Annotated in this window: 14 protein-coding genes; 7 read left to right on the top strand and 7 right to left on the bottom strand. The window is 68.4% G+C overall.

Annotated features, from left to right (window positions below):
* Positions 1–7: 7 nt before the first annotated feature.
* Positions 8–1,258 (bottom strand): lipid-transfer protein, encoded by a 1,251-nt coding sequence (locus PV419_RS11790; RefSeq protein ID WP_415925287.1) that lies wholly within the window; start codon positions 1,256–1,258, stop codon positions 8–10.
* An 81-nt stretch (positions 1,259–1,339) separates the two neighbouring features.
* Between PV419_RS11790 and PV419_RS11785 the strand changes: the two genes are divergently transcribed.
* Both PV419_RS11785 and PV419_RS11780 read left to right on the top strand, forming a co-directional pair.
* Positions 1,340–2,488 carry a transposase gene (locus PV419_RS11785; protein WP_319687922.1) on the top strand — a complete coding sequence of 383 codons (1,149 nt, stop codon included), beginning with the start codon at positions 1,340–1,342 and terminating at the stop codon, positions 2,486–2,488.
* A gap of 48 nt (positions 2,489–2,536) precedes the next feature.
* Positions 2,537–4,123 carry a FadD3 family acyl-CoA ligase gene (locus PV419_RS11780; protein WP_319687921.1) on the top strand — a complete coding sequence of 529 codons (1,587 nt, stop codon included), beginning with the start codon at positions 2,537–2,539 and terminating at the stop codon, positions 4,121–4,123.
* Between the two features lie 17 nt (positions 4,124–4,140).
* Here the strand turns inward: PV419_RS11780 and PV419_RS11775 are convergent, their stop codons facing one another.
* The gene (locus tag PV419_RS11775) at positions 4,141–6,903 is read right to left on the bottom strand and encodes a DUF6185 family protein (RefSeq protein WP_319687920.1); all 2,763 of its coding nucleotides are present in this window, start codon (positions 6,901–6,903) and stop codon (positions 4,141–4,143) included.
* 207 nt (positions 6,904–7,110) lie between these two features.
* On the opposite strand from PV419_RS11775, the gene PV419_RS11770 reads away from it, so the two are divergent.
* Positions 7,111–7,497, top strand: coding sequence for a hypothetical protein (locus tag PV419_RS11770; protein ID WP_319687919.1), 387 nt, complete (start codon positions 7,111–7,113; stop codon positions 7,495–7,497).
* Positions 7,498–7,555: 58 nt separating this feature from the next.
* On the opposite strand, the gene PV419_RS11765 is transcribed toward PV419_RS11770, so the two are convergent.
* Entirely contained in the window at positions 7,556–7,768 is a 213-nt protein-coding gene (locus PV419_RS11765) for a DUF397 domain-containing protein (RefSeq protein WP_319687918.1), read from the bottom strand.
* A gap of 2 nt (positions 7,769–7,770) precedes the next feature.
* Entirely contained in the window at positions 7,771–8,634 is an 864-nt protein-coding gene (locus PV419_RS11760) for a helix-turn-helix transcriptional regulator (RefSeq protein WP_319687917.1), read from the bottom strand.
* Between the two features lie 654 nt (positions 8,635–9,288).
* Here PV419_RS11760 and PV419_RS11755 point away from each other — a divergent pair.
* From PV419_RS11755 to PV419_RS11740, 4 genes are all read left to right on the top strand, one after another.
* A complete protein-coding gene (locus PV419_RS11755; RefSeq protein ID WP_319687916.1) occupies positions 9,289–9,423 on the top strand; it encodes a hypothetical protein in 135 nt (44 codons plus the stop codon).
* 44 nt (positions 9,424–9,467) lie between these two features.
* On the top strand, positions 9,468–9,638 hold the full coding sequence (locus PV419_RS11750; protein WP_319687915.1) for a hypothetical protein: 171 nt from the start codon (positions 9,468–9,470) through the stop codon (positions 9,636–9,638).
* Positions 9,635–9,892, top strand: coding sequence for a hypothetical protein (locus tag PV419_RS11745; protein WP_319687914.1), 258 nt, complete (start codon positions 9,635–9,637; stop codon positions 9,890–9,892). The genes PV419_RS11750 and PV419_RS11745 overlap by 4 nt, the downstream gene beginning before the upstream one ends.
* A 257-nt stretch (positions 9,893–10,149) precedes the next feature.
* A complete protein-coding gene (locus tag PV419_RS11740; protein ID WP_319687913.1) occupies positions 10,150–10,686 on the top strand; it encodes a hypothetical protein in 537 nt (178 codons plus the stop codon).
* Here the strand turns inward: PV419_RS11740 and PV419_RS11735 are convergent.
* The 3 genes from PV419_RS11735 to PV419_RS11725 all read right to left on the bottom strand — a co-directional run bounded on the left by PV419_RS11735 (position 10,652) and on the right by PV419_RS11725 (position 13,797).
* Complete coding sequence (locus tag PV419_RS11735) at positions 10,652–11,521, bottom strand: alpha/beta hydrolase (RefSeq protein WP_319687912.1); 870 nt, start codon at positions 11,519–11,521, stop codon at positions 10,652–10,654. The genes PV419_RS11740 and PV419_RS11735 overlap by 35 nt on opposite strands.
* Before the next feature lie 100 nt (positions 11,522–11,621).
* On the bottom strand, positions 11,622–13,076 hold the full coding sequence (locus PV419_RS11730) for an FAD-dependent monooxygenase (RefSeq protein WP_319687911.1): 1,455 nt from the start codon (positions 13,074–13,076) through the stop codon (positions 11,622–11,624).
* Positions 13,077–13,191: 115 nt separating this feature from the next.
* Entirely contained in the window at positions 13,192–13,797 is a 606-nt protein-coding gene (locus tag PV419_RS11725; protein WP_319687910.1) for a TetR family transcriptional regulator, read from the bottom strand.
* Positions 13,798–13,877 lie beyond the last annotated feature (80 nt).

The following is a 13,877-nucleotide window of genomic DNA, read 5'->3' as shown; positions in this document are numbered from 1 at the left end:
CAATCCGTCAATTCCTCAGCAGCAGAGCGGAGGTGGGAACCCCCTCACCCGCCGTGACCAGGCAGGTCGCGGCGCCCGGCACCTGCGCGGTGCTGGTCCCGCGCAGCTGTCCGACCCCCTCGGTGATGAGGTTGAAGCCGTGTACGTACGCCTCGCTGAGGCCGCCCCCGCCGGTGTTGAGCGGCAGCCGCCCGCCGATCTCCAGCGCGCCCCCCTCGGTGAAGGCTGCTCCCTCGCCGCGCGCGCAGAAGCCGTAGCCCTCCAGCGACAGCGGGATCAGGGGGGTGAAGGCGTCGTAGATCTGGGCCACGTCCACGTCCTGCGGCCCGAAGTCGGCCGACTTCCACAGCTGGCGGGCGGCGGTCCAGGCGGGCCCGGTGAGCGGGTCGTCGTTCCAGTAGTTGACCATCCCGTGGTGCTGGGCCGGCAGCCCCTGGGCCGTGGAGTGGACGTACACGGGCGGGCGCCGGCAGTCGCGCGCCCGCTGTGCGGAGACGACCACGCAGGCCAGCGCGCCGTCGGTCTCCAGGCAGTTGTCGAAGAGGCACAGCGGCTCGCTGATCCAGCGGGCCGTCATGTACATCTCCCGGGTCAGCGGCCGCTCGTACATCATCGCGGCCGGATTCTGGTTGGCCCGGTTGCGGCAGGCCAGCGCGACGTTGAAGAAGTGGTCGCGGGTGGCGCCGTACTCGTGCATATAGCGGCGGGCCAGCAGGCCGATCTCGTCGGCCGGCCGCAGCAGCCCGTACGGCCGGGTCCACTGCGCGGGCGTCGGCAGCTGCACGCGGGTGTTCGTCCACGGGCGCGGGCCGCTGCCGCGTTTGCGCGAGCGCCAGGCCACCCCGACGCTCGCCTGGCCGGTGGCGATCGCGGCGGCCAGATGCGCGACGGTCGCGCAGGAGCCGCCCCCGCCGTAGCCGACCTTGCTGAAGAAGGTCACATCCCCGGCGCCGATGGCCTTGGCGACCTCGACCTCGTCCGTCTCCTCCATGGTGTACGAGGCGAAGGCGTCCACCTCGGACGGGGCGATCCCCGCGTCGTCGAGCGCGGCGAGGATCGCCCGGCAGGCCAGGGTCTTCTCGGACTCGGGGAGGCGTTTGGCGAAGGGGGTCTGGCCGATGCCGGCTATCGCGGTCGCGTCTTTCAGCAGGCTTCTCGCGAGGAACCCCGGGCGTTTACGCCCGGCAGGAATCGCGTCATGTGATTGCGGCGCGGAGCGCCGCAGCAACCCACCGCTTGGGCGCGGAGCGCTGTCCATGCTGTCTGGCAGGGACGGAGAAGGCGAACACATAATCGGGCGATCGCTGGATCGGCGCATGTTTGTGTGACGGTCGTTCGCATGTGCGGCTTCCTGGCTAACGTCGGGGTCATGAAACTGGTGGTACAGATCAAGCTTCTGCCAACGCCCGAACAGGCGTGGGCGCTTGAGGCGACTCTGTGCGCCTGTAACGAGGCCGCGTGCTGGGTCAGCGAGATCGCCTATGAGCGGGACGTGAGAAAGAACTTCGCCCTGCGCAAGCTCACCTACCGCCCGGTCAAGGACCGGTGGCGTCTGGGCGCGCAAGCCGCCCAGCACGTCATCAAGAAGACCTGCGACGCGTACGAGACCCTGCGCGCCAACCTGAAAGCGGGCAACCTCGGCAAGCCCGGCTCGAAGCGGTACCGCAAGGCGACCGGGAAACCGATCGCCTTCCGCCCCGAGGGCGCCCAGCCCTATGACGACCGGATCCTCGGCATCGACCTGGGCATCGTCAACATCGCCACCACCAGCGACGGCGTGATCATGGCCGGGCGCGCCCTCAACCGCACCCGTACAAGGGAGCGCGCTCTGTGCGCCAAGCTGCAGAAGAAGAACACCCCGTCCGCCAGGCGTCGGCTGAAGAAGCGGCGGCGCAAGGAAGCGCGGCGGACCAAGGACATCAACCACAAGATCGCCAAGCATGTGGTGGCCGAGGCAGAACGCACCGGTCGCGGCATCGCCCTGGAAGACCTGGGCGGCATCCGCGAACGGGTACGGCTGACCAAGCCCCAACGGGCCACCCTGCATTCCTGGGCCTTTCACCAGCTCGGGCAATTCATGGCGTACAAGGCCAGGAAGGCCGGAGTCCCGGTGGTGCACGTCGATCCGGCGTACACCTCGCGCACCTGCGCCGAATGCGGCCACATCGACAAGGCGAACCGCGTCTCCCAGGCCTGGTTCGCGTGCCGGAACTGCGGATTCGTTGACCACGCAGACCGGAACGGCTCCCGCAACATCCGCGCCCGCGCGGAAGAGTTGTGGCGACGCGGGGTGCAGTCAATCACCCCTGCCCACCCCCGAAAACCGGGAGTGGGGCTGGACGCAAGCGCAGCACCACAGCCAGTGGCGCCCGCTGTGCAAGCCCTTCGCTTTATCGAAGGGCAGTTGACGGTCGCCCCCATCGCCACCTCCATGGTCGCGGTCATCGGCGCGTGCATCGGTGCTGACAGTGGGGAAGGCTACCGCTAATCTGACGGACAGTCAGCTACGTGGAGTGGGATTGCGGAAGGTGACCCGATGCGCGAGACCATCCCGGCGCTGGTACGGGCGGCGGCGAAGCGTTACGGCGAGGCCGAGGCGGTCGTCGAGGGCCGCAGCCGGATCTCGTACGCGGAGCTCGGCGAGCGCGTGGAGCGGGCCGCGGCGGCGTGCCTTGCCTCGGGCGTCGAAGTGGGCGACCGGATCGCGATCTGGGCGCCCAACACCCTCGACTGGATCGTGGCCGCGCTGGGCGCGGTCACGGCGGGCGGAGTGCTCGTCCCCGTCAACACCCGCTTCAAGGGCGCGGAGGCGGCGTACGTCCTGCGGCGCACCCGCGCCACCCACCTCTTCGTCACCGGCACCTTCCTCGGCACCTCGTACGTGGCCTCGCTGCGCCGCGCGGCGGGGGAGGGGCCGGGTCGCGGCCCGCTGCCCGGCCTGCCCTACCTGCGTGACGTCATCGTCCTCGCCGACGACGCCCCCGCCGACTTCCGTACCTGGAAGGACTTCCTGGCGGCGGGCGAGCGCATCTCGTCCGTGGCGGTACGCGTCCGAGCGGCCGCCGTACGCCCCGGCGACCCCTCCGACATCACCTTCACCTCGGGCACCACCGGCCGCCCCAAGGGCGTCGTGATCACCCACGCCCAGACGGTGCGCGTCTACACCACCTGGAGCGAGGTCACGGGCCTCACGGAGGGCGACCGCTACCTCATCGTCAACCCGTTCTTCCACACCTTCGGCTACAAGGCGGGCATCATCGCCTGCCTGACGCGGGGCGCGACGATGGTCCCGCAGCCCGTCTTCAACGTAGACACCGCCCTCGCCAACATCGCGGCCGAGCGCATCACCGTCCTCCCCGGCCCACCCACCCTGTACCAGTCCCTCCTCGACCACCCGGCCCGCGCCGCGCACGACCTGTCCACCCTGCGCCTGGTCATCACGGGCGCCGCCGTCGTCCCCCTGGAACTGGTCGACCGGCTCCGCTCCGAACTCCGCGTCGCCACCGTCCTGACCGCCTACGGCCTCAGCGAGGCCTCCGGCACCGTCACCATGTGCCGCCGCGGCGACCCACCCGAGGCCGTCTCCGCCACCTCCGGCCGCGCCATCCCCGACACCGAGGTCAAGGTCGCCCGCCCCAGCGGCGCCGAACTGCCCCCGGGCCAACCGGGCGAGGTCTGGGTCCGCGGCTACCACGTCACCGCCGGCTACTTCGAGGACCCCGTCGCCACCGCTCAGGCCATCACCCCGGACGGCTGGCTGCGCACGGGCGACGTCGGCGTCATGGACGCGGACGGCAATCTGCGGATCACCGACCGCATCAAGGACATGTTCGTCGTGGGCGGCTTCAACGCGTACCCGGCGGAGATCGAGCAACTGATCGCCCGCCACCCCGACATCGCCGATGTCGCGGTCATCGGCATCCCGGACCCGCGGCTGGGCGAGGTGGGGAAGGCGTACGCGGTGCGGCACGCGGGGGCGACGCTGACCGCGGACGACCTGATCGCCTGGTCGCGGCGGGAGATGGCCAACTACAAGGTGCCGAGGCAGGTGGAGTTCCTGGCGGAGCTGCCGCGGAACGCGAGCGGGAAGGTGCTCAAGACGCGGCTGCGCTCCGGCGGATAGAGATGTGTGAGCGATCGCTAATGCGGGGCGAGCGCCCCGCCTGCGAGAAACCTCCAAATTCCGATTGCGGCAACCAGTTGGGCGAGAAGGTAGGCGATCTGTACGGAGAGGGCCCGCATCTGGTAGATCGACAGCAGCAGGCTGAAACGTGTGGGCCAGAGCTGTCTCTCGCCGCTGAATGTCGCGGCGTCCATCGAGATGCTCGTGAGCGTCAGCACAATGAGCATGAGCGAGGCGCTGAGGATCGCGTTGCCGAGTTCGGTGTCGGTGATGCGGTTGACCACGGCGCCTACTCCGATGGGGATGGCGTAGGCGATGGTAAGGCACAAGGCCCGTGCGGGACCCCGCCGCCCGGGCAGCATGCGCCACAGGGCGCCCAGGATCAGGCCCGCACCGGCCCATGCGATCTGCCAGGTGAGGAACCGCGCTACGACCTCGGGCAGGCCCGTAGGACTGGCGTTCGTCTGCATGAACTGCTTGGCACCTTTGAGGTAGGCCGCCCAGACAATAGCGGCGCTGGCCGGAATCCCGAAGACGAATGCCAGGCGCGCGGCATGCCGTGCGTTGTCCCACCAGCTGTCATACGGGCCCCAGCTCAGGGCCACGTCCACCACGGACAGCTGATCGGGCAGGCAGTCGCGGTCGCATCCGGCAGGCCGCCAATGGCGCAGCCGGCGCAGCCGGTCCTCCAGCAGCTCCCGAGTCGTGCCCTTCTCCGCGTGGCCTTGATCCACCAGGCGCAATTGGCTGTGCAGATTGCGGTACTCGTGGGCTTTCTCCAGCATGTCGCTACGGCCTTGAGCGGTACCCAACGCTCGGATGAGGAACTCTCCTCCCGCCTGACTCAACACCGACCACCGTCGGCCTACCGCCCGTACGGCGTAGAGAGCGGCGATATTCAGCACAAGCCACACCACGAACAGCAGGGAAGAGCCCGCGAACAGTGACTGCCTGGTCGCCACGACGATGGCGAAGACAAGGGACGTCAGCCGCATATCGTTCTGGGAGGGCCCCAGAGAGACCTGCTCCGGGTGTCGGTCAGCCTGTTTCTGCGCTGCCTTGGCACGGGCGTTCAAAAGCGCCACCAGTGCGATGTCCGTCAGCACCCATGTGTGGGCGTAGGCCCATCGAAGACCGGTCGGTCCAAAGCTCGCAAGGGCATCTCGTAGGAACTTGTCGTGTTTGGAGTGGTACGTGTTGTCGTGATCGCTGAGCCAGGTGGCACGTTGCCAACTGAGCTCGGTGGCCCGCCAATGTGAGAGAAGCATGATCACCGAGATCAGACCCAGGGCCGCACCTACGGCCCCCAGGCAGCGGACGGGCGCTCTGTCCCAGGTCTCTCCCCAGGCACGGGGGATCAGTTCCCCTTCCCGTGCGAACCGCCACGCCCACGCAGCCATCGCGGCCAGCCACAGCCAGAGCAGCACCAACGCCAACAGCATCTGCCCGGCAACACCGGCGTCAGGTGGCGCCAGATCTCCTGGCAGATGGACGAGTCGCGGGGCCAGAACCACCAGCAGGCCCATCGCAGCCGCCGCCGAAGAAGCCACGATCACGGTGCGGCCCCATGCTCGACTGTGCCGGACAGCCGCTCTCGCATCGGACTGTGGAGCGTCGGCCGATGCGATGGGGGCCGATGCGATGGGGCGCCATGGGCGGGCGCCGATGATCAGAGCCAGGCTTGCCGCGATGCCGATGACGGTTTGCCACACGGTGAACGAACGCAGATCCGGGATCAGCAGCGCGAGTGTCAGGCCAAGGCCGGCGCTGAGACCCGCCCACCACAGCAAGGCGGTCGGCGCAGGGCGCCCTTGGGAGTGGCTTCCCATGCGGGGCGACCACCACCTCGACCACCGCGCGTACCGTCCGGATGGCTGCGGGGCGACCGGCAGACGTGGCCGGGTGCACTGCAACGCTCCCTCTTTGGAGCCCCTGCCGAACCGGCGAACCAGCTGTCGTGGCCACTCTTCGTGCCGCCCCGACACCGCCGGGCGGGAGGACGAGCGTGGTCGAGTGCTGAGCACGGCCAGCGCGAACATCGCCGAGCCGCATACCCACCACAATCCGATGCCCAGCCTGCTCCAGAAAGGCTGGTCGGCACTTTTCAGAGCGAAAGAGGCGTGCCAGGGCGGGGTCAAGCCGATCGACACATCTGCCCGTGATCGATCTGTCCATACCCGACTGTCCTGGGTGGCCGCCGATGCTTTCGGATGGGAATCGCGAGCACTGAGCCCGCCCATCCGGATTTCGATACGTTCCCAGTGCGCATTATTCAGCGTTTTCGACCGAGCTTCCGGTGGAAGGGTCACCCGCCAAACGTCATTTCCTTCGTGGACGCTGATGAGCCAAGGTCCGAGCCAGGACTTCCCAAAGTGATTGATCCAGGAAAATGCCTCGTAGTGAACCGTTACTGAGTGCTTGTTCGCGGTGACCCGTGGCCGGTGGAGGCGCCATTCATACGCTCGGGAGGGCGAGAACGCCCTTCGCTGGCGCAGCAGACGGCGCATCGCACGCCGGTATGTGTCTGATTCCTCGCCGAGCGTCAGCGAATCCGCGAGATGCCATGTCATAGGCACCTTGATCGTCGTGATCGCGTGTGCCTGGACGAACGTTTGATGGTGGTGGCTGAACTGGATTTCCGCCACAACGCAGGGTTTCTTGATTTTCTCTGTCCCACAGCCGTGACGGCCCGCCGCGTGCACCGCCTCCGGCCATGACCCCCACCATCCGACCACGGCGATCAACAGCGCCAGCCAGCGCCACCACCGGAATGCCTTCATCCTCTGCTCCGCTACCCGCACGATTGGCCTGCTGGGCGCTCACCTACTCATAGGGCGCGGTGTGTCAGCGGCAGGCGCGCAGTTGGAGATGGATGTTCAACCCTGTTGGTCGCGCCCGAACGGACTGCCCCGGATTGCGAGACCCTGTGCAGCCGCTTACGATGCGATGGGGGTACATAGGCTGATCCGTATGCGCAGGAGAAGACTATGACCAATGAAAAGGTGACCGCTCAAAGGCCCGCGCTTCCCCGATTCGAGGACGCCGAGGGATTGGGCCCGCAGGACGCGGAATTCATCCAGGACCTGATCGCGGTGCTCCAGAAACACGGCAACCTCGACCGCTTCGGCCTGTGCCTGCTGCACGACCATTTCCCGCTCGAAGCAGACGAAGTTCTGGTCGAGACGAACGACCCACGCGCTCGGACGTTGAACACCCGCGTGGAGAAGACGAGCCGGACGAAGCACGTCAAGCCCTCGCAATGGCGGTTCGTGCCGAACGTCGGCCACTCGCGTGCTGCGGAGTTCGAAGGACAGCCCTATCAGGCGATCCTGCAGTGTGACGTGCTCAGCCTTTGTCCAGGCCGTGAGCGATGATGGGCGGCGCGCGCCGGGGGTGACCGCGGCGGGGGCCGCCCATCGTGGGGTGGTCGGGTCAGCCAACCGGGCCGCGGTCGAGGCGGCCCCTGCGGACCCCGCTTATGAACGCGGTCCACGCGGTGGCGGGTATGAGGAGGGCGGGGCCGGTCTTGTTCTTTGAGTCGCGGACGCCGACGGCGGTGGTCAGGTCTGCGATCTCCACGCAGGCGCTCGGCTCTTGGCCGCTGTAGGACGACTTGAACCAGATAGCTTCTTTACGGACGTTCATGGCTAGACCAACTCTCTTGCTAGTTCTTTGAGGAAGCGAGGCGTTTCCGTCGGAGGTAGCGCGCCCTCGCGCATGGCATCGAAGCGGCGGTTGTGTTTCCAGACCTCACCCTTCTTATCGGTGTAGCTGTTGGTGCTGTTGTCGAGTACGACGACTGAGTCGAGGCCGCCGTCGAAATCGAGAACGATGAAGTTGTCCTCTGCCCTGTAGGTGGCCAGGGACTGGGGCAGGATTTGGACGGTCACGTTGTCGAGACTGCACAACTCGGCGATGGCCTCGTACTGTTCCCGCATGATCTCCGGGCCACCGATGACTCGGCGCAGCGCCGATTCGTCAAGGACGACCCGAAGTTCAAGCGGGCCGTCTTGACGCGTGATGACTTGCTTGCGTTCCATGCGTACGCGCGTGTTGTCCTCCACGAACGCCGTTGTCGTCTCCTCAACGGGCTTCGCGGTCATGAACATCGCCCGCGCGTAGTTCTCGGTCTGCAACAGCCCGAAGACGACCTGCGCATTCCAGGCGCGCATCGCACGGGCGTCCATCTCCAGCCCAATGAATGTGTGCAGACCCGATGGCAGCACGTTGCGGTAAGGCGTCCACCAATCCCTGGTGAGCGAGTCGCGGTGGAGTGTCAGCAGGGTCTCTCGGTCATCGATGTCCGTAATGCCGTAGCGGTCCAGCAGCGCCTCCATGTCGGCAACCCGGGGGAGGCTGTTGTTACCGGTCTCCACCCGGCTGAGCTTGGCCTCCGAGCACCCGAGCCCCTTCGCCGCCTCAAGAATGGTGAGGCCGTTCTTCTCGCGCAGGCGGCGAAGCTCTTTACCGAGTTCCCGGCGGCGGAACGTAGTACCTCGTCGTGCTGCCATCTGTGTTCCCTCCACGTGCCTCTGTAGGGCCCCGGCACGCTGCTGTGCCGAGTCTGCCATCACCAGATCCCCCTGAAACAGCCCCTGTTGACGCAGCGGCATGTACCACTTTCACGGTAGTGGCACTTTAGCTTGCAAGTGAGCCCGCAAGTGCAGAACAGTAGTTGAGGTACCGAGGGCCGGGTCGGGGCGGCGGCTGGAGCCGGTCGATCTCTGCGCCCGAAACACCCGTCTGCCCAGCAACTTCTCGATGATGGGAGGCAGTCACATGGCCACTGTCATTACCGGGCTGAAGCGCATGAGCGTTTCTGTCGCCACCAATCCGAAAAACGTTCGAGGGTTACTCCGTGCAGGTGTACGGACCTTCGCGGAGTGGGGCCTGAAAGGGCTCGTGAGGGCGACCGGCCGGGGTCGGCATAGCGCGGCGTACCTGGCAGCTCACCCCGCCCGCATTCCCGTACCGCCGCCTCCGATGCCCGTGGCCACGGAATCCTCCGCGCCCTCCGTCCCGTGCTCTGTCGCTTACGAGGACCCGCCGACGCTCTTTCTCCCGCGCGTTCCCGCTGCCGAGCGCTTCCCGATCGTCTGGGACGCCGACCCCGTGGGGTTGTACGTCGTCCGGTACGAGCGTGAGCTCGCGTTGGGGGTGGCGAGGTGAGCGGGGAGACGCCTCCGCAGGAGACGCAGGGGGGTTCCGGCCCGTGCCCCACTCTCAAGGAGCTGGAGCAGCGCGCGGAGGCTCTGGCCAAGGCGATCCGTAAGCATCTGGAGCGGGGGACGCGGCGGTGAGGTCGTTGATCGTGCGAGCTGCCGACGACACGGAAGGGTGGGGCATGACCGCTGGAACCCGGGTCTGCGCGAAGTGCAAGAGGTACACCGCGTTGCGCGAGAAGGCCAAGCAGGACGGGGATTACGGCGAGGCGACCACGTATGAGATCTTGCGCCGCCGTCACCCGTCCCATGAAACGCCGAGCCGTACGGCCCGTTGGGGGTTGCCCGCATGAAGGAGCCGACGCCGTACAAGGGCCCGAGGGTGGGCCAGGAGGCCTACGACGCTGCAACGGGGCGCGTCGGCGTCCTCCAGGACGTCTGCCACGTTGACGATCTCGCCTTCGACCACAGGATGCCGGGGCCCCGCGTCGCCTTCCTGCGTCCGACCGAAGGCGGCCGGGAGTGGACGACCGACGCCGTGAACGTCACGTTCCCGGAGGAGGCGAAGAAGCGCCCCGACGTCTACGACGAGCCACGGCGGGAGTGACGTCGACATAAAGGCCGATGTCGGTGACTTTGCGGTGAGTATCGGACAGCGACACGCCAACACCACGGCGTGTCGCTGTCCGATACTCACCGCAACTCAGGTGGACGGGCGGGGCCGCTGCGTGTGGGGACGGTACGAACGGAACGCGCCCGGCGCCTGCCTGCGCTTTGCGGGGATTCAGCAGACCTCGACCTCATCGGTGGCCTACTGTACGGACACGCCACGCTACCCACCGTGGTTATCTGAGGAGGAATACTGTGTCATCGCCCTGCGACCCTGCGCACGCTCCCGCCGGCGATGTGGGCGCAGCGCTCATGATGATCGACTCTCGGCTCAAAGGCATTTACGACGGTAAGACCGAGACCGGTCCCGAACAGCAGGCGCTGATGGACCAGTTCACCGCGTCCCTGGGCCCCGGGGGAGCCGATGCCGTGCTGGACGGCGCGTGCACGCTCATCTTCATGTTCATGAAGTGGCTGCGGATGGCCTACGAGGATCACGGTAAGGACGTCATCGAGTACGTGGTGCCCAACCTCGTGGCCACGATGCGCATGATGCCCAGGAGCGTCGGTCCCGAGGCCATCCCCACCATGGCCGGCCTGCTCGTCGCCGCGGGCACCGGCCTGAGCCCCAGCCTGTGGCGCAAACAGTACGGATACTGGACCGAGGCCGAGATGACTCCCCTGGAAGCCACCGCCTTCCTGCTCGCGGAGCACATCAACCGCCTCACCGACGACCGCGACTTCGCCACCCGCATGATCAGCGAAGCTCTGTCGAGTGCGGGCGAAGACTGACGTGGGCGGGGCCCAGGAGCAGCGTCCGTAGCTGCTCGGCGAACTCCTTCGGGTGCTCCGTGGCTCCCACATGCCCGCCCGGGAACTCCACGATCTCGCCGCCGAGCAGCTGCGCCAGCCGCCGGGCCGGCCCGTACAGCGGCTCTTGCTCCCGGGAGTCCCTGCCCGCCGCGAGCACCAGCCGGTCCGCGGCGGGGCGCAGGGCGGCGAGGTTGGGGGCGGTCGCGGTGAACGGGCACAGGATGTGTTCCAGGAAGACGGGGAGGTTGGCGTGCATGCGGGCGGCCATCTCCTGGATCTCCGGCGGCAGTTCGGTCGGCCGGTCCGAGGGGCGTCCCCCCAGCCCCTCGCTGAACCGTGCCATCGCGGGGCCCGGCCCGTCCCTGCGGAACGTTTCGCGGACCCCGGCGAAGAAGCGGCGGTGCGGGGCGGGGTCCTCCAGGACCTCGATCAGCGGGGGTTCGTGGGCGACCACCCGGCGCAGCCGCTCGGGGTGGCGGGCCAGGAGGTCGAGCGCGACGATGGCGCCCGAGCTGCAGCCGAGTACGTACGCGCTCTCGTGGGGCGAGAGCAGTTCGAGCAGCCGGTGGGCGTCATCGCTCCATACATTCACCCGCTGGTCGGCGAGCGGGCCGTGGAGGGGGCTGCGGGAGAGGCCGCGTGGGTCGTAAGAGACGACGGTGTAGTGGGCGGCGAGTTCGGGCGCCATTCCCTCGTACAGTCCGGCGTCGGCGGCGCCGCCGGGGATCAGCAGCAGGACGGGGCCGCTGCCGCGGGTCTCGTAGTGGAGGGTGGCGCCGGGGGCCTCGAGGGCGCCGGTCGTGGGCTTGGGCATGGCGGGAATGCCTCTTTCCTAGGGTCTCTAGGTTTAACCTAGCACTCCTAGGTTTGATGGGGCGGGGGAATTTTCGATGCCGTCGTCCCGCCGGCGTCTGTCAAGCCGCCTTGAACCACCTGCCCAGCGCCTCGCGCAGGCCCTCGTCCGTGGTGCCCTGCCAGGCGATGTAGCAGTCGGGGCGGAGCAGCAGCGCGGTGTCGCATTCCGGGACGGTCACGGTGTCGATGTGCGGCGCCCAGGGGCCTGTGTCGAGGGTGCCGGTGGGGTCGAGGAGGAGCGGGCGGGCGGTGCGGGTCGCCTCGCGCAGGCCCGGCAGGTCGGGGGCCCATCGGCCGACGAGCGGCCCGGTCGCCGGGCCCATGTCGTAGGTGATGTCAGCGCCGGACAGCAGATCCGCGAGGTGCTGCCGTGTCGTGGGCTGGGTGAGCAGCTCGCCGAACAGTTCCCGGAAGGCCGTCACCTGGCCGCCGGGCCGGATCAGCATCGACTGCGCCTGGGTGTGCATGGCCACGCGCCGCGCCACCGGGGCTCGTTCCGACTCGTAGGTGTCCAACAGCCCCTCGGGCGCGTGGCCGCGCAGCTCCGCGGCCAGTTTCCAGCCGAGGTTCACCGCGTCCTGCAGACCCAGGTTGAGCCCGGGGCCGCCGATCGCCGAGTGCACATGCGCGGCGTCCCCCAGCAGGAAGACGCGGCCCGCGCGGTAGCGCTCCGCGATGCGGGTGTTGCCGCCGAACAGCCGCCTCATCACATGCGGGCCCGGCCCGGTCGGCGGGGCGAGCGGCACATCCCCGCCGAGCACCCGGGAGGCGCTGGCCCGCAGTTCCTCGAGGGAGGCATCGCCCTCGGCCGGCTGGTCCCACTCCATCGTGACGAACATCGGATCGCGGTCCGGGAACGGCGCCCAGGCGACCAGGCCACGTTCGGTGCGCAGATGCTGGAACGGCGGTACGACGCCGAAGCCGGGCACGACCAGGCCGCCGTCGGCGGCGACCATCCCCGGGTCCACGCTCACCTGTCCCATGCGCGACACGGAGTCGTCGGCGGTCACGCCGGGGAAGCCGATCCCGCTGAGCTTGCGGACCGCGCTGCGCCCGCCGTCGGCGCCGACCAGGAACGCCGCTTCGACCGGCTCGCGCCCGCGCAGTTCGACCGTCACCGACTTCTCGTCCTGTGTCAGACCGGTGACCTCGTGGTCGCGGCGTATCTCGACGCCCAGTTCTGCGGCGCGCTCGGCGAGCATCTGCTCGATCCGGCGCTGCGGCACCATCAAGGTGTAGAGGGGGTTGTCCGGCAGGTCGCTCAGGTCGAGTGGGAACGCGCCGAACACATAACTGGGCACCGGCTCGGGTGTGGCCCCGGGCGTGGTCAGCCGCTCGTACAGGCCGCGCCGGTCGAGCAGCCGCACGACCTGGCCGACCATGCCGTTCGCGCGCTGCTCGGTGGACGGTTCGGTGAGGCGCTCCAGGACGAGCGGGCGTATGCCGGCCAGGGCGAGCTCGCAGGCGAGCATCAGGCCGTTGGGTCCGGCGCCCGCGACGACGACATCGATCATGAGCAGAGTCCTCTCGGGTTTTTGGCTTTCGGGTTTTCGGGCAGGGGGAATCGGCTCGTTCGGGCAGGGGGTATCGGCCCGGCGGCCCGCCGGGCTGTGCGTGTGCAGGCGATGCCTAGGGCGTGGGAAGCCCCGCCGCGAGCTGGGTGAAGGCGTCCGTGAGCAGCCGGCTCATCGGCACCGGCGGATCGGTGCGCAGGTGGTGTGCCCTGGCCGCGTTCGTCGCGGCCATGACCGCGGACGCGACGAGGTGCGGATACAGGTCCTGTTGCACATCGGTGCCGGTGCGCTCGGCGACGGCCGCGGCGATCTCGGCCTCGGCGATGGCCCCGGCCCGCAGCAACTCGCCTTGCAGGGCCGGTTCGGCGAGCATCACGCGCACCCCCGCCGTCCACTGCGCCGGGTCGGGAACGGGATGGGCGGCCGACGCGGCGTCGGGCCCGAACTGCGACAGCACAGAGCGGAGGACCGCGTCCCACAGCGGCTCCGCCGGGCGCTCGCGCAGCGTCTCCGCGATGCGCAGATACCGGTCGAGCTGGCGGGCGGCGATCGCCTCACCCTTGCTGGAGAAGTAGTTGTTGAACGTGCGCGGCGAGACTCCGGCGGCCTCGGCGATGTCCTCCACCTTGACGTTGTCGAAGCCGTGCTCGACGCTCAGCCGGATCGCCGCCCAGCTGAGCGCCGCGCGGGTCTCGGCCTTCTTTCGCTCGCGCAGCCCCATGGAGGCAACAGTAACAAAACTTGCGCGTCACGCAAAAGTGCGTGCCGCGCAAGTTTCACGGTGTGGTGTCGCGCCTGGCG

The sequence above is a fragment of the Streptomyces sp. ME19-01-6 genome, from assembly GCF_033793745.1.
Classification (GTDB): Bacteria; Actinomycetota; Actinomycetes; order Streptomycetales; family Streptomycetaceae; genus Streptomyces.
This window is presented reverse-complemented; position numbering and strand designations above follow the sequence as displayed.